Source organism: Caulobacter sp. SRI_008 (assembly GCF_057586355.1).
In genome coordinates this window covers 1-15057 of sequence record NZ_JBYCZS010000041.1, presented here as the reverse complement: position 1 = coordinate 15057, position 15057 = coordinate 1, and the positions used below count along the sequence as shown (strand labels likewise).

General features: G+C 69.4%; 15 protein-coding genes. 3 read left to right on the top strand and 12 right to left on the bottom strand.

Annotated elements, in window-relative coordinates; all coding sequences use genetic code 11:
- Positions 1–129: 129 nt before the first annotated feature.
- From rnr to AC2YHT_RS24565, 11 genes are all read right to left on the bottom strand, one after another.
- Positions 130–2487: a ribonuclease R gene (gene rnr, locus AC2YHT_RS24615; protein WP_110119058.1), complete on the bottom strand. Its 2358-nt coding sequence runs from the start codon at positions 2485–2487 to the stop codon at positions 130–132.
- A gap of 75 nt (positions 2488–2562) precedes the next feature.
- Positions 2563–3168, bottom strand: a complete 606-nt coding sequence (locus tag AC2YHT_RS24610; RefSeq protein WP_487292451.1) for a hypothetical protein — start codon at positions 3166–3168, stop codon at positions 2563–2565.
- Between the two features lie 30 nt (positions 3169–3198).
- On the bottom strand, positions 3199–3573 hold the full coding sequence (locus tag AC2YHT_RS24605) for a hypothetical protein (protein WP_487292450.1): 375 nt from the start codon (positions 3571–3573) through the stop codon (positions 3199–3201).
- A 32-nt stretch (positions 3574–3605) separates the two neighbouring features.
- A complete protein-coding gene (gene topA / locus AC2YHT_RS24600) occupies positions 3606–6278 on the bottom strand; it encodes a type I DNA topoisomerase (protein WP_487292449.1) in 2673 nt (890 codons plus the stop codon).
- A gap of 165 nt (positions 6279–6443) precedes the next feature.
- Positions 6444–6851 (bottom strand): DUF2442 domain-containing protein, encoded by a 408-nt coding sequence (locus tag AC2YHT_RS24595; RefSeq protein ID WP_487292448.1) that lies wholly within the window; start codon positions 6849–6851, stop codon positions 6444–6446.
- The gene (locus AC2YHT_RS24590) at positions 6844–7083 is read right to left on the bottom strand and encodes a DUF4160 domain-containing protein (protein WP_487292447.1); all 240 of its coding nucleotides are present in this window, start codon (positions 7081–7083) and stop codon (positions 6844–6846) included. The genes AC2YHT_RS24595 and AC2YHT_RS24590 overlap by 8 nt, the downstream gene beginning before the upstream one ends.
- Positions 7084–7111: 28 nt before the next feature.
- A complete protein-coding gene (dprA, locus tag AC2YHT_RS24585) occupies positions 7112–8209 on the bottom strand; it encodes a DNA-processing protein DprA (RefSeq protein ID WP_487292446.1) in 1098 nt (365 codons plus the stop codon).
- The gene (gene plsY / locus AC2YHT_RS24580; protein ID WP_487292445.1) at positions 8209–8856 is read right to left on the bottom strand and encodes a glycerol-3-phosphate 1-O-acyltransferase PlsY; all 648 of its coding nucleotides are present in this window, start codon (positions 8854–8856) and stop codon (positions 8209–8211) included. Before plsY ends, dprA begins: the two co-directional genes overlap by 1 nt.
- 109 nt (positions 8857–8965) lie before the next feature.
- Positions 8966–9481 carry a hypothetical protein gene (locus AC2YHT_RS24575; RefSeq protein WP_487292444.1) on the bottom strand — a complete coding sequence of 172 codons (516 nt, stop codon included), beginning with the start codon at positions 9479–9481 and terminating at the stop codon, positions 8966–8968.
- A 62-nt stretch (positions 9482–9543) separates the two neighbouring features.
- Positions 9544–10845, bottom strand: a complete 1302-nt coding sequence (gene pyrC, locus AC2YHT_RS24570; protein WP_487292443.1) for a dihydroorotase — start codon at positions 10843–10845, stop codon at positions 9544–9546.
- A complete protein-coding gene (locus tag AC2YHT_RS24565) occupies positions 10842–11837 on the bottom strand; it encodes an aspartate carbamoyltransferase catalytic subunit (RefSeq protein WP_487292442.1) in 996 nt (331 codons plus the stop codon). Before AC2YHT_RS24565 ends, pyrC begins: the two co-directional genes overlap by 4 nt.
- A 145-nt stretch (positions 11838–11982) precedes the next feature.
- Here AC2YHT_RS24565 and AC2YHT_RS24560 point away from each other — a divergent pair, with 145 nt between their 5' ends.
- The gene (locus tag AC2YHT_RS24560; RefSeq protein ID WP_487292441.1) at positions 11983–12330 is read left to right on the top strand and encodes an endonuclease domain-containing protein; all 348 of its coding nucleotides are present in this window, start codon (positions 11983–11985) and stop codon (positions 12328–12330) included.
- An 86-nt stretch (positions 12331–12416) separates the two neighbouring features.
- On the opposite strand, the gene ruvX is transcribed toward AC2YHT_RS24560, so the two are convergent.
- The gene (gene ruvX / locus AC2YHT_RS24555) at positions 12417–12896 is read right to left on the bottom strand and encodes a Holliday junction resolvase RuvX (RefSeq protein ID WP_110119069.1); all 480 of its coding nucleotides are present in this window, start codon (positions 12894–12896) and stop codon (positions 12417–12419) included.
- A 164-nt stretch (positions 12897–13060) separates the two neighbouring features.
- Here ruvX and gatC point away from each other — a divergent pair, with 164 nt between their 5' ends.
- Positions 13061–13348, top strand: a complete 288-nt coding sequence (gatC, locus tag AC2YHT_RS24550; RefSeq protein WP_487292440.1) for an Asp-tRNA(Asn)/Glu-tRNA(Gln) amidotransferase subunit GatC — start codon at positions 13061–13063, stop codon at positions 13346–13348.
- Positions 13348–14820, top strand: coding sequence for an Asp-tRNA(Asn)/Glu-tRNA(Gln) amidotransferase subunit GatA (gene gatA, locus AC2YHT_RS24545; RefSeq protein WP_198577443.1), 1473 nt, complete (start codon positions 13348–13350; stop codon positions 14818–14820). Before gatC ends, gatA begins: the two co-directional genes overlap by 1 nt.
- Positions 14821–15057 lie beyond the last annotated feature (237 nt).

Below are 15057 nucleotides of genomic sequence, written 5' to 3'. Positions count from 1 at the left end.
GTCGGGTGAGGGGTCTCTCAAAAGCAAAACGCCGCGACAGCCGATCGGCCGTCGCGGCGTTTTTCGTGGGTGCGACCCCTCATCCGTCATCCTTCGGATGACACCTTCTCCCGCAAGGGGAGAAGGACGCTAGCGCCGCTTGCCGCGTCGCACGCCCTTCGGCAGGCCGCCGCGCGGCTTCACCGCCGCCTGGCGCCGTGCGCCCAGGCGGGGCCGCGGCAGGTTAGGATCCGCGGGCACCGGGTCGCTGAGCATCTCGAACAGCAGGCCGCCGGTCACGGGCGTGGCCTCGCGCAGGCGGATCTCGACCGACAGGCCCAGCGGCCAGCGCTTGCCGGTGCGCTCGCCGACCAGCGAGTGCAGGCGCTCGTCGTGGACGAAGTATTCCTCGCCCAGGTTCGAGATCGGCACCAGGCCGTCGGCGCCGGTCTCGTCCAGCTTCACGAACAGGCCGAAACGCGTGACGCCGGTGATGCGGCCGCTGAAGGTCGCGCCCACCCGGTCGGCCAGGAACGAGGCGATGTAGCGGTCGGTGGCGTCGCGCTCGGCGGCCATGGCCCGGCGCTCGGCGTGGGTGATGACCTCGGCCGTGTCCTTGATGCGGGCGATGTCCTGGTCGGTGAGGCCGTCGTCGCCCAGCCCCAGGGCCCGGATCAGGCCGCGGTGGACGATCAGGTCGGCATAGCGCCGGATCGGGCTGGTGAAGTGGGCGTACCGGGCCAGGTTCAGGCCGAAGTGGCCGATGTTGTCGCTGGAATAGTGGGCCTGCATCTGGGTGCGCAGGACCACCTCGTTGATGATCGCCGCGTGCGCGCTCTCGCGGGTGTCTTCCAGCAGCTTGTTGAAGCGCGAGGTCTGCGGGGCCTCGCCCTTGTTCCAGCGGATCTCCAGGGTCTGCAGAAAGTCGGCGAGGTTCTGCAGCTTTTCCAGGCTGGGCGTGTCGTGCACGCGGTAGATCAGCGGCGAGCGCTTGGCTTCCAGGCTCTCGGCGGCCGAGACGTTGGCCTGGATCATCATCTCCTCGATCAGCTTGTGGGCCTCGAGGCTGGCGCGGCGGGTGATCGAGGCGATCTCGCCTTCCTTGGTGATGACGATGCGGCGCTCGTCGCTTTCGATGGCCAGGGGCGAGCGCTGCTCGCGGCCCCGGCCCATCAGGCGGAAGGCCTCCCACAGCGGCGTCAGGATCGCGTCCAGCAGGGGCGGGGCCTTGTCGGGATCCTGGCCGGCCGGCGGCGGGGTTCCGTCGATGGCGGCCTGGGCCTGCTCGTACGAGAGCTTGGCGGCCGAGCGCATCAGGCCGCGCACGAAGCGGTGGCTGGTCTTGCGGCCGGTCTTGTCGAACACCATCCGCACGGCCAGGGTGGCGCGGTTCTCGCCTTCACGCAGCGAGCACAGGCCGTTCGACAGGGTCTCGGGCAGCATCGGCTCCACCCGGTCGGGGAAGTAGACGCTGTTGCCCTTGTCGCGGGCGTCGCGGTCCAGGGCCGAGCCGGGGCGCACATAGGCGGCTACGTCGGCGATGGCGACCCAGACGATCCAGCCGCCCTTGTTGTTCTCGGCGTCGTCGGGATGGGCGTAGACGGCGTCGTCGTGGTCGCGGGCGTCCACCGGGTCGATGGTCACGAACGGCAGGTCGCGCAGGTCCTCGCGGCCCGCCAGCGTCGGCTCCCTGGCGGCCTTGGCTTCCTGCTCGGCTTCTTCGGAGAAGCCGGTGGGGATGCCGTGACTGTGGATGGCGATCAGCGAGGCGGCGCGGGGGTCTTCCTCGTTGCCGACCTTCTCCAGAATGCGACACGGCTTGGGGCCATAGCGGCCGGCGTGGCCGGCCTGCTGCACGACCACCAGGTCGCCGTCCTTCAGGTCGGTCACGCCCGGCTGGCCTGGATCGAGGACGTAGCTGTCCTTGGACTTGCGATCGACCGGCTGGACGCGGATCTCGCGGCGCTCCTTGCGGATCACGCCCAGCACCTTGTGGGCGCTCTGGCCCAGGCGCTTGATCAGGCGGGCCTCGTACTCGCCGCTCTCCAGCTTCTCGAAGCGCACCAGCAGGCGGTCGCCCAGGCCAGGCGCGCCGGCGGCGGCTTCGTTGCGGTCGGGGGCCAGTCGCACCAGGGGAACGTCCTCGTCGCCCTTGGTCAGCTTGACGAACAGGTCGCCGTCGGCGTCGCGCTCGATCACGTCGGCCACGCCGACCGGGGGCAGGGCGCCGGCCTCGGCGAAGCCGCGGCGGCCGCGCTTGCCCAGCTGGCCTTGCGCTTCCATCTCGCGGATCATCTCGCGCAGGGCGCGGCGGTCGGCGCCCTTCAGACCGAAGTGACGGGCGATGTCGGCCTTTGCGGCCTCGCCGGCGTCGCGCAGGAACGCCAGCAGCGTCTCCTTGTCGGGCAGGCCCGCGGGCGGACGGTCCTTGGCCGCGACCTTGTGGGAGGCGGTCTTGGGGCGCGCGGTCTTCGGAGAAGCAGTCTTGGGAAGGCGAGGTTTGGCCATTCCCCTCGTCTAAGCCGTTTCCCGGGCGAAGGGAAACGGCCAGGGGAGGGGCGTGGCCTCTTTGGCTTGGACTGTTCAGTCCGTGTCCGTCACGAGAAGGACCGTCGCCACACCGGTCTGCCGGTCGAGCCAGAACCAGGAACCGTCCCACGCCACGTTCTCGAACCAGGGCGACCACGGCGTCCTGCTGATGTAGCTGAACGTCTCGGAATATCGACCGCCGAAGGCTGCGTGGGCGAAGCCGTCCATCAGGCGCACGATATCCGCGTCCGGTCCGGGGAAACGGTTGTAGGCGCCGCCTTGGGAGAGCGTGGCGGCAAGCCGGCCCATGACGACAAAGGGGTCTTCCAGCTCAAAACCGAGATGGTGTTCACCCGGCGGCAACAGGTCGTCACCGGTCAGGCGCGGTGCGACGAGTTCGTGGTTGAAGAAAGCTCTGAAGAAGAAGGATTCCGGCAGCCGATTGCGACAAAGGAACCATCTGGTCGCCGGATCGACCTCGAGGAGAAACTGCGCTGCCAGGGCGCCGCCATTGTCGTGAGTTTGGTTCAGCGCCTCGACGACGCGCTGGACGCCCGGCTCCAAGTCCAGCGGCGTGACGCGGGTCTGGCGCCACGCGAATTTCACTTCGGCGTCGGTAGGGCGCTCCTGATCCCAATCGATCTCTCGATAGTCAGGCATGCTGGATGCGAACTTGCGCCGACATGACCGTCAGTACAGGTCCTCGATCCGCTGCGGCGCCTGCTGGGCCGGCGGAACCTCGGGCTTCTTTTCGGCCGGAGCGGGCGTCGTCGGGGCCGGCGGGGCCTCGACGACCGGCGGCGTCTCGGCCGCCACCGGCTCGGGGGCCTCATCGGCCGGCTTGGTCACGGGCGGAGGCGGCGGCGCCTCCACCTCGACCGCGGCCGGCAGGGCGTCCTTGACCGGTACGCCCGAGACCTCGGCCAGCGGCGCGGTCGAGACCGCGTCGGCCGGCTTGCCGGTGTCCAGCGCGCCGCGCAGCCCCAGGACGAAGCCCACGACGCTGACCGCCGACAGCAGGACCACCACCAGCGGCAGCGGCAGAGGACGTTCGAGCGTGGTCATGGCCAAAGTCTACTCCCCCCGACAGCCCTTCGTCACGCCTCGGTCTTGGCCGCGGCCTTCTTCGCCGGAGCCTTCTTGGCGGCCGGCTTTTTAGCGGCGGCCGCCTTCTTCGGCTTGGCCTCGGCGTCGTCTTCAGACCCCTTGGCGGCTTTCGCCTTGGCCGGAGCCTTCTTCGGCGCGGCGGCCTTCTTTGCGGGCTTCTTGCCGCCGCCCTTGGCGACGCGCTCGGCCAGAAGGGTCACGGCCTCGGCCAGGGTCAGGGCCGCAGGATCCGCGCCCTTGGGCACGTTGGCGTTGACGTCGCCGTGCTTGATGTACGGACCAAAGCGGCCCGACAGCACGCGCACCGGCTTGCCGTCTTCCGGGTGGGCGCCCAGTTCGGCCAGGGCCGCGGCGGCCGCGCGTTGCGGACGCCCGCCGCCGGCCCGCTTGTCGGCCAGGATGGCGACGGCGCGGTTCAGGCCGACGTCGAACACCTCCTCGGCGTTCTCCAGGTTGGCGTAGGTGCCGTCGTGCAGCACGAACGGCCCAAAACGTCCCAGACCCGCCGTGATCGTCTTGCCGTCGTCCGGATGCTGGCCCACCTCGCGCGGCAGGGACAGCAGGCGCAGGGCCTTCTCCAGATCCAGGGCCGCCGGCGTCCAGCCCTTGGGCAGGGACGAGCGTTTGGGCTTCTCACCCTCGGCCGCGACCTCTTCGACATAGGGGCCGAAGCGGCCGTTCTTCAGCCACACGGCGCGGCCGGTGGCGGGGTTGATCCCCAGTTCCTTGTCGGCGCTCTCGGCCTCGCCGTCGCCCTCGGCCACGCCCAGCTGGCGGGTGTAGCGGCACTCCGGATAGTTCGAGCAGCCGATGAAGGCGCCGAACTTGCCGGTCTTCAGCGACAGCATCCCCGAGCCGCAGGTCGGGCACAGGCGCGGGTTCGAGCCGTCGCCCTTGTCGGGGAAGATGTGCGGGCCTAGCGCGTCGTTCAGCGCGTCGAGCACGTTGGTGGTGCGCAGCTCGGCGATCTCGCCGACGGCGGCGTGGAAGTCCTTCCAGAACTCGCGCAGGAATTCCTTCCAGTCGAGCTTGCCGTCGGAGACGAGGTCGAGCCGCTCTTCCAGCGAGGCGGTGAAGTCGTATTCCACGTAGCGGCGGAAGAACTGCTCGAGGAACGCGGTGACCAGGCGGCCCTTGTCCTCGGGGATGAAGCGCTGCTTCTCCATCCGCACGTATTCGCGGTCGCGCAGCACTGTCAGGACCGAGGCGTAGGTCGACGGACGGCCGATGCCCAGCTCTTCCATCTTCTTGACGAGGCTGGCTTCGGAATAGCGCGGGGGCGGTTCGGTGAAGTGCTGGTCGGCGCGGGCCTCGATGACCTTGGCCGCGGCGCCTTCGACGATGGCCGGCAGGCGGGCGCTGTCTTCGCCCTCCTCGTCGTCGCGGCCTTCCTCGTAGACCGCGAGGTAGCCGGGGAACAGCACGACCTGGCCGGTGGCGCGCAGGCCGGTGCGGCCGTCGTGGCTTTCCAGGTCGACCGTGGTGCGCTCGATGCGGGCGCTTTCCATCTGCGAGGCGATGGTGCGCTTCCAGATCAGCTCGTAGAGGCGCCCCAGGTCCGGATCCAGACGCAGCGAGCCGGGGTTGCGGCGCATGCTGGTCGGGCGGATGGCTTCGTGGGCCTCCTGGGCGTTCTTGGCCTTCGACTTGTAGAGGCGCGGGACGTCCGGCACGTAGTCCTTGCCGTAGACGCTGCCGATCACCTCGCGGGCGTCGGCGATGCCTTCCGGCGCGATCGAGACGCCGTCGGTACGCATGTAGGTGATCAGACCGACGGTCTCGCCGCCGATGTCGATGCCCTCGTACAGCTTCTGGGCCGCCTGCATGGTGCGCTGGGCGCTGAAGCCGAGCTTGCGCGAGGCTTCCTGCTGCAGGGTCGAGGTGGTGAAGGGCGGAGCGGGCGAGCGCTTGCCGGGCTTCTTCTCGACGGCCTCGACCTTGAAGGTCGCGGCCTGCACGGCGGCCTTGGCGGCCAGGGCGGAGGTCTCGTTGCCGAGGTCGAACTTGGTGAGCTTCTTGCCGTCGTGCTTGACCAGGCGCGCCAGGAACGGATCGGAGCCGGCCGAGACGTCGGCGTCGACGGTCCAGTATTCCTGGGTCCGGAAGCGCTCGATCTCGAGCTCGCGGTCGACGACCAGACGCAGGGCCACCGACTGCACGCGGCCGGCCGAGCGGCTACCAGGCAGCTTGCGCCACAGCACCGGCGAGAGGGTGAAGCCGACGAGGTAGTCGAGGGCGCGGCGGGCGAGGTAGGCTTCGACCAGCTCCATGTCGAGGTCGCGCGGGGCGCGCATGGCCTCGGTCACCGCCGACTTGGTGATGGCGTTGAAGGTGACGCGCTGGATCTGCTTGTCCTTCAGCGCCTTCTTCTTGTTCAGCACCTCGAGCACGTGCCAGCTGATCGCCTCGCCTTCGCGATCCGGGTCGGTGGCGAGGATCAGGCGGTCGGCCTTCTTCAGCGCGTCGACGATGTCGGAGATGCGCTTGGACGACTTGGCGTCGACCTCCCAGCTCATGGCGAAGTCGTTGTCGGGCTCGACCGAGCCGTCCTTGCTGGGCAGATCGCGGATGTGCCCGTAGGAGGCCAGAACCGTGTAGTCGGACCCGAGGTACTTGTTGATGGTCTTGGCCTTGGCCGGGCTCTCGACGACGACGACGTTCATTACGACTCTGGGCTAGGGGAGGTGGACCGCCCACCGAAGCGAACCAGGGGGCGAGCGCCGGAAAGTGGGGGCGAGCCTATGACAATGTCAACGGCGGCTGTGCGAACCTTCGCAATTGCGAGCGCGGCGCCCGCCTGGCTCTCTCTTTAGAGAGAGGGGCGAACATCAGGCTGTTCCGGATTTTCGAGGCCGGCCGCCCTTGGCTCCGTTGGCCCGCGCCGCCGCGCTCTTGGCGGGAGACCTGGCCTGACCGGCGATCCTGGCCATGTGGGCCTTGGTTCCGAAAATGCCCGCCGCCAGGCCGGGGATCGACAGGTCGACGTCCAGCGCCTCCCACTGAAGACCGTAACCGCCGGGACGAACCGTGACTTGGGCGAGTTCGTCGTCCGTGGCGGCTTCCAGGCCTTGGCCGAGCCGCGCGGGAAAGGCGAACGCCGAACCGCTGGTCAGTTCCACCTCGATCCGACCGCTGGAGGCATCGTATCGCGCCGACTTGGCGCGTGGCTCGGTCCGCGCCAGCTTTTCGCCCAGCGCCATTGCGGCGTCGATCTCGGCGTCGGTCAGATCAGCCATGGATATCTCTCCAGCGCTGCAGCAGCGCATCGCGATGTTGTGCGACGATCCGCATCGCCCGGCGAATTTCTGCCCGTGTCATGCCTTGGGCCCAGACGAGCCGAGGCGTTTCGTTCTGGCCGAGCAATTCGATCTTGGCCTCGCCGTCCCCAAAGACATGGACGTGAGCCGGCTCATGGTCGTCGAGAAAGATGACGACGCTCAGTCCGGACGCACGGAGCACGGTGACCATCGTCAAGATAACCCAACTTGATAGGTTTCTAAACCCCCGCCACCATCCCGCCCGGCAGCAACTCGGCCCTGTCGGCCAGAGCCAGTTCGACCAGCGCCGCCATTACCGCCGAGGTCGGGGCCTTGGTCGCCCGCACCAGTTCGTCGCGCGAGACGGGCGTGGGCGAGAGCAGGGCGGCCAGGCGTTCGCGCAGGGCGTCGTGGTCGAGGTCGTCTGCGGCTTCGTCGGGATCCCAGGTCCGGTCCCGCTCACGCATCGAGGGCGAGGCCGACAGCGAGCGCAGCACGTCCTCGACACCCTCGCACAGGATCGCGCCCTGGCGGATCAGGTCGTTGGGGCCCTTGGCGCGGGGATCGAGGGGCGAGCCCGGCACGGCGAAGACGTCGCGGCCCTGCTCGGCGGCCAGGCGGGCGGTGATCAGCGAGCCGGACTTCAGCTCGGCTTCGACCACGACGACGCCCAGTGACAGGCCCGAGATGATGCGGTTGCGGCGGGGGAAGTCCTTGGCCTGGGCGCGGCGCAGCGGGGCGCTTTCGGACACGATGCAGCCGGCTTCCGCGATGCGGGCGTGCAGGGAGGCGTGCTCGGGCGGATAGATGTCGGCGATGCCGCCGCCGAGCACGGCGATCGTACCGGTCGAGAGCGAGCCTTCATGCGCTGCGCCGTCGACGCCGCGCGCCAGGCCGGAGACCACGACGAGGCCGTGCTGACCCAGTTCCGCCGCCAGTTGCCTGGCGAAGCGCTGGCCCGCGGCCGAGGCGATGCGGGCGCCGACGATGGCGATGCTGGGCTGGGGCAGAAGCTCGTAGTGGCCCAGCGCCCATATCACCGGCGGGGGCGGATCCAGGCTCGCCAGCCGGTGCGGGAAGTCGGGCTCGCAGGCGCAGATCAGGCGGGCGCCCAGGCGCGCGCCGTCGTCCAGTTCACGCAGGATCTCGTCTTCGGGCGGCGGCAGCAGCGGAGCCGCGCGGCCCGCCCGACGGGCCAGGTCGGGCAGGGCGACCAGCGCCCGCTCGGGCGAGCCGAAGCGCTGAAGAAGATGGTCGAAGGCGACGGGGCCGACCGTCTCGGTGCGCGCCAGGCGAAGCCAGGCAAGGCGTTCCCGATCCGAGAGGCCCCGGGTCATCAGGCTTCCGGAGGCGGCGTCTCGGCCGTCTTCTTCTTGCCGATCCGGGGCTCCTCGCCCTTGAGCAGCCGGCGGATGTTGTCCTTGTGGCGGATGTAGATCAGCACGGCCATGAACAGGCACAGGCCCAGGATCGGGTAGGGTCGGTCGGTGGCCAGGGCGAAGGGCGCGGCCAGGGCGGCGGCGGTCAGGGCGGCCAGCGAGCTGATGCGGAACAGGACCGCCACGGCCAGCCAGGTCGCCCCGGCGAGCAGGCCGACCGGCCAGGCGGCGGCCAGCAGCACGCCGTAGAAGGTGGCCACGCCCTTGCCGCCGTTGAACTTCAGCCAGACGGGGAAGATGTGGCCGGCGAAGGCCGCGCCGCCGGCCAGGGCGACGACGAGCGGATTGCCGTGGCTCAGCCAGTGGGCCAGGCCCACCGCGACCGCGCCCTTGCCGCCGTCGCCCAGCAGGGTGATGGCCGCCAGATCCTTGCGGCCCGAGCGCAGCACGTTGGTCGCGCCAATGTTGCCCGAGCCGATCTTGCGGATGTCGCCGGCGCCGCCCAGGCGCGTGGCGATCAGGCCGAACGGGATTGAGCCCAGCAGGTAGCCCCCGATCACGGCGATCGCGAGGGTCAGATAGACGACGGGGGCGAGGCTTTCCAAGAAATGCTACCTTTGCGCGAGCGAACCATGGCCAAGCTTCACCGATGAGGCAAGCCTGTTTTCCGCGTCTTACAGCGCTTCTCGCCCTCGGCGAAGCGAAGCTGCGAAGCTAGCCGCCGGCCGTCTCCTCGCGTCGGGCCGTCCGACGCCTGGCGACGATCAGCCCGAGGGCTCCGCAAACCAGTCCGGTCAGGCCGCCGAGAAGGGCGATGGCGGCCATTGAACTCACCAGCACCTCTGGGTTGGAGAAGACGCTGCGCGCTGGGCCCAGGCTCATCAAGCCCATCTGCACCAGCAGGCTCAGGGCTGCATAGAGCCCGATGCTGACCGCGAGCCGGATCCGCTTTTTCCGATCGCGCATGGATGGGAGCGCCAGGACGAGGCCCGCGACTATGGCCGGCGCCAGGCCCTGGAGCCAGACGTCGCCGACCGCCCAAAGCTGCTCCCGGAGCGGCGGAGTGGGCAGCGAGAACTGGCGGATCGCCATCTGCTTGAGGGCAAGCGTCGGAACGACCGTTCCCAGGATGGGGCCTGCCGCCAGGTGCATCGCCAGGACCGGCCAGTAGAGCCGAGGCCATCGCTCTCCGAGCCGGGGCGAGCGATCGCGGGTTTCGAGCGTGTTCATGTTGTCGTCCCCCCGGCATGACCGGCGCAACCTATGCGGCTGCGCCGGCTTGTCCAGCGGGATCACCCCTCGGCGCGGTGCACCACGCGACCGTCGACCACGGTCATCAGCACCTGGCCCTGCAGGCGGCGGCCGTCGAACGGCGAGTTCTTAGACTTGGACAGCAGCTTGGCGGCGTCGACGATGATCGGGGCGTCGAGGTCGCACAAAACGAGGTCAGCCGGAGCTCCCGGCGCGATGCGGCCGGTCTGGAGGCCGAGTAAGGACGCCGGCGACAGGGTCACGGCCTTGATCAGGTCGATCAGCGGCAGGCGCTCGTCGTGATAGAGGCCCAGCAGCGCCGGCAGCAGGGTTTCCAGGCCCACGGCGCCAGGCGCGGCCTGGTCGAACGGCAGGCGCTTGTCCTCGGCCGGGGCCGGGGCGTGGGCGCTGACGACGATGTCGATCAGGCCGTCGGCCAGGGCCTCGATCAGGGCCTGGCGGTCGTCCTCGCCGCGCAGGGGCGGGGTGAGCTTGGCGAAGGTGCGGTAGTCGCCGATGTCCAGCTCGTTGAAGCACAGGTGGTTGATCGACACGCTGGCGTGGATGCGCAGGCCCCGAGCCTTGGCGCGGCCCAGGGTCTCCAGCGCCTGGGCGCTCGTCACCTGGTCGACCAGCAGGCGGCCGCCGGTGGCTTCCAGCAGGGCGACGTCGCGCTCCAGCATGATCCGCTCGGCCATCGGCGAGATCGACGGCAGGCCCATGCGGGCGGCGAACTCGCCGCCGGTCGCCGCGCCGCCCTTGGCCAGCCACGGGTCGAGCGGGCGGTGGGCCAGGATGGTGTCGAAGCCCTTCGCATAGGTCAGCAGACGCTGCATGACCTTGCTGTCGGCGATCGGACGGTCGGCGTCGGTCACGTAGACGCAGCCGGCCTCGCGCATCAGGCCGATCTCGGCCATCTCCTCGCCCTTGAGGCCCTTGGTGGCGGCGCCGGCGCAGAGGATGCGGGCGCTGTCGATGTCGCGCGCCCGGCGCAGCAGGAAGTCGACCGTGCTGGGATCGTCGACGGCCGGATCGGTGTCGGGCTGGACGACGAAGCTGGTGACGCCGCCGGCCGCGGCCGCGCGGGCGGCGCTGGCCAGGGTTTCCTTGGTCTCCGCGCCCGGCTCGCCGGTCTTGACCCGCAGGTCGATCAGGCCCGGGGCCAGCATGGCGCCGCCGCAGTCGATGACGCGGACGCCCTTGGTCAGCTTGCCGAACTCGCGGCCCTTGGCCACGTCGGCGATGACGCCTTCGGAGACGATGACGCCGCCGGGGCCGTCATAGCCGCTTTCGGGGTCCACCACGCGGGCGTTGACGAAGGCGAGCGGCTGGGGCGCGGTCATCGGCCTTCCTCCTCGAGACGGTGGGCGAGGGCGGCGAGCACGGCCATCCGGGCGGCGACGCCCATCTCGACCTGGTCCTGGATCAGGCTGACGGCGGGATCGTCGGCGACGTCGCTGTCGATCTCCACGCCCCGGTTCATCGGGCCGGGGTGCATGACCTTGGCCCCCGGCGCGGCGCGGGCCAGCTTCTCGCGGTCGAGGCCATAGAAGCGGAAGTATTCGCGGGTCGAGGGCACGAAGCCGCCCTGCATCCGCTCCAGCTGCAGGCGCAGCATCATCACCACCTCGACCCCGGCCAGGCCCGACTTCATGTCGTGGTGCACGGTCACGCCCCAGCGCTCGGCCTGGGCCGGCATCAGGGTGGGCGGGCCGACTAGGCGCACGCTGGCGCCGAGGATCTGGAGGAGGGCGACGTTGGAGCGCGCCACGCGGCTGTGCAGCACGTCGCCGCAGATGGCCACGGTCAGGCCAGAGACGCGGCCGAAGGCGCGGCGGATCGACAGGGCGTCGAGCAGGGCCTGGGTCGGGTGTTCGTGCTGACCGTCGCCGGCGTTGACGACGCTGCCGCTGACCTTCTGGCTGAGCAAGGACGCCGCGCCCGAAGAGGCGTGGCGCACGACCAGCAGGTCGGGCCGCATGGCGTTCAGGGTGACCGCCGTGTCGATCAGGGTCTCGCCCTTGGCCACCGACGAGGTCTTGGGGTTCATGTTGACGACGTCGGCGCCCAGGCGCTTGCCGGCCAGCTCGAACGAGCTCTGGGTGCGGGTGCTGTTCTCGAAGAACAGGTTCATCAGCGTTCGTCCCTTGAGCAGGTCGAGGGACTTGGACGTCTGCCGGTTCAACGCCACGAAGGCGTCGGCCAGATCCAGGAGATCGGCCGCCTGGGGGGCGTTGAGATCGCCCGCCGAAAGGAAGTGCCGCTTGGGGAACGAGAAGAGGCGCTTGCGGATCGTTTCGATCGCCGCGCTGGGGTCATGGGCTGAAGCCGTCATGAGCCCGCGTCATAGGCGGCTTTGGGCGGGAAGGGAAGGATGTGCTGGAATTGCATCTCAAGATTGAGCCGCGTTAATCTCAACCTCTCCCATAGGGAGAGGGAGGGGCCCGCCGCGAAGCGGTGGGAGGGTGAGGGGCTTCACCATGAACCGAACCGCCATGGCCAGGCGCTTGCGTCGTGACCAGACCGACGCCGAACGCCTGCTGTGGTCGGTCTTGCGCGGCCGTCGGTTGGGCGGTTTCAAGTTCCGTCGCCAGGTCCCGATAGATCGCTATGTCGCTGATTTCGTCTGCGTTGAGGCCAGGCTGATCGTCGAACTCGACGGTGGCCAGCATGCTGAAGATGCGGGGAGGACCTATGACGCGGCCAGGACCGAAGTGCTCGAGGCCTGTGGCTACGTCGTTCTGAGGTTCTGGAACGACGCCGTGCGCTACGAATTGGATGGTGTGGGCGACGAGATCTTGTCCGTGCTTCGCGCGGCGAGGCCTTAGGCCCTCACCCTCCCACCGCCTGCGGCGGCGGGCCCCTCCCTCTCCCGAGGGGAGAGGTTGAAAGAAGGGCGGCTTCGCCGAAGAGGTTACTCCCCCCGGATCCCCCGCATCCGCTCCAGGGCGCCCTGCAGGATCCAGCCGGCGGCCATCTTATCTACGACCTCGCCGCGGCGCTTGCGATTGACGTCGTGCTCGTCGATCAGCACGCGGGTGACGGCGGCGGTCGACAGGCGTTCGTCCCAGAAGGTGATGGTCAGGTCGGGGCGCAGGCGCAGCAGGTTGCGGGCCAGGGCGCGGTTGGACTGGCAGCGCACGCCTTCGGTGCCGTCCATGTTGACCGGCAGGCCGACGACGATCCCGGCCACCTTGCGGTAGTCGATGATGTCGAACAGGGCCTCGGCATCCTGGGTGAACTTGGTCTTGTGGATCACGGTCAGCGGGCTGGCGACGGTCAGGGTGACGTCGGACACGGCCACGCCGATGGTCTTTTCGCCCGGATCCAGGCCGATGATCGGCTTGTAGTCGGGGATGGCGGCGGTGAATTCTTCGATGTCGAGAACGGGCATGGGCGGCTTCTACGCCTTTGCGCCCGCCGAAGCGAGAGCGCCGCCGATGCGAAAAGGCTAGGCGAAGGGGAGGCCGGGCTTGTCAAAGGCGAGTCTAGGCGGGTAACCCACCCCTCGAAGTTCACTTCACGTGAACGCCGTCACTACTGCTTGGAGAAGGCCCCATGGCCATCGACGCCGCGACCGTCCGCAAGGTCGCCCGGCTCGCCCGCATCGCCGAACCCGAAGAGCGCATCGAGGCCTTGGCCCAAGAGCTCAACGGGATCATGACCTGGATCGAGCAGCTGGCCGAGGTCGACACCGACGGCGTCGAGCCGCTGACCAGCGTCGTGGCCGCCGGCCTGCCGCTGCGCGACGACGTCGTCACCATGGGCGGCGAGCCCGAAGTGGTCACCGGCAACGCGCCCAAGACCGTCGGCAACTTCTTCGTCGTGCCCAAGGTGGTCGAATAATGAGCGCGCTCACGAAACTGACCCTGAAGGGCGCCCTCGACGGGCTGGCCGCCAAGGACTTCACCTCGGTCGAGCTGACCCAGGCGCACATCGACGCCGTCGAAGCCGCGCGCGGCCTCAACGCCTACATCCTTGAGACGCCCGAAAAGGCGCTGGAGATGGCCGCCGCCTCGGACGCGCGCCGCGCCAAGGGCGAGGCCGGCGTGCTGGACGGCGCGCCGCTGGGCGTGAAGGACCTCTTCTGCACCAAGGGCGTGCGCACCACGGCCTGCTCGAAGATCCTCGAGAACTTCGTACCGGGCTACGAGTCGACGGTAACGTCGAACCTGTGGCGCGACGGCGCGGTGATGCTGGGCAAGCTGAACCTCGACCAGTTCGCCATGGGCTCGTCGAACGAGACCAGCTACTTCGGCCCGGTCACCAATCCCTGGCGCGGCAAGAACAGCAACAAGGCCCTGACCCCGGGCGGCAGCTCGGGCGGCAGCGCCGCCGCGGTCGCCGCGGATCTCTGCCTGGGCGCCACCGCCACCGACACCGGCGGCTCGATCCGCCAGCCGGCCGCCTTCACCGGCACCGTCGGCATCAAGCCGACCTACGGCCGCTGCTCGCGCTGGGGCGTCGTCGCCTTCGCCAGTTCGCTGGACCAGGCCGGCCCGATCGCCAAGACCGTCGAGGACGCGGCCCTGCTGCTGAACTCGATGTCGGGCCATGATCCCAAGGACTCCACCAGCCTCGACATCGCCGTGCCGGACTTCACCCAGTTCGTCGGCAAGTCGGTCAAGGGCCTGCGGATCGGCGTTCCGAAGGAATACCGCGTCGACGGCATGCCGGCCGAGATCCAGAAGCTGTGGGACGACGGCGTCGCCTGGCTGAAGGAGGCTGGCTGCGAGATCGTCGAGATCAGCCTGCCGCACACCAAGTACGCCCTGCCGGCCTACTACATCGTCGCCCCGGCCGAGGCCTCGTCGAACCTCGCCCGCTACGACGGCATGCGGTTCGGCCTGCGCGAGGACGGCGCCAACCTGACCGAGATCTACGAAAACACCCGCGCCTCTGGCTTCGGCGACGAGGTCAAGCGCCGCATCCTGATCGGCACCTACGTGCTGTCGGCCGGCTATTACGACGCCTACTACCTGAAGGCCCTGAAGGTGCGCCGCCGCATCGCCGAGGACTTCGACAACGCCTGGACCAAGGTCGACGCCATCCTCACCCCGACCGCGCCCTCGGCGGCGTTCGGCCTGGGCGAAAACAGCAACGACCCGATCGCCATGTACCTGAACGACGTCTTCACGGTGACGACCAACCTGGCGGGCCTGCCGGGCCTGTCCCTGCCGGCCGGCCTCGACGCCAACGGCCTGCCGCTGGGCCTGCAGATCATCGGCAAGCCGCTGGACGAAGGCACGGTGTTCTCGGTGGCCGGCGCCATCGAAAAGGCCGCCGGCTTCACGGCCAAGGCCGACAAGTGGTGGTGATCTAGCCTCGGCTGGACGCAAAGAAAAAGGGCGGCTCCAGCGATGGAGCCGCCCTTCGTCATTCTAGGCCGTTACTGGCCAAGCCCTTACTGGGGCGTGTCCGGCGTCGCGGGAGCGACCGGCGCGGCGGGAGCCGCTGGCGCGGGGATGGCCAGCGGAGCCGGTTCGGCGACGATCGCCACCGGAGCGGCCGGCGCGGGCGCGGGGGCCGGAACCGTGGCGCTCACATTGGTCGAG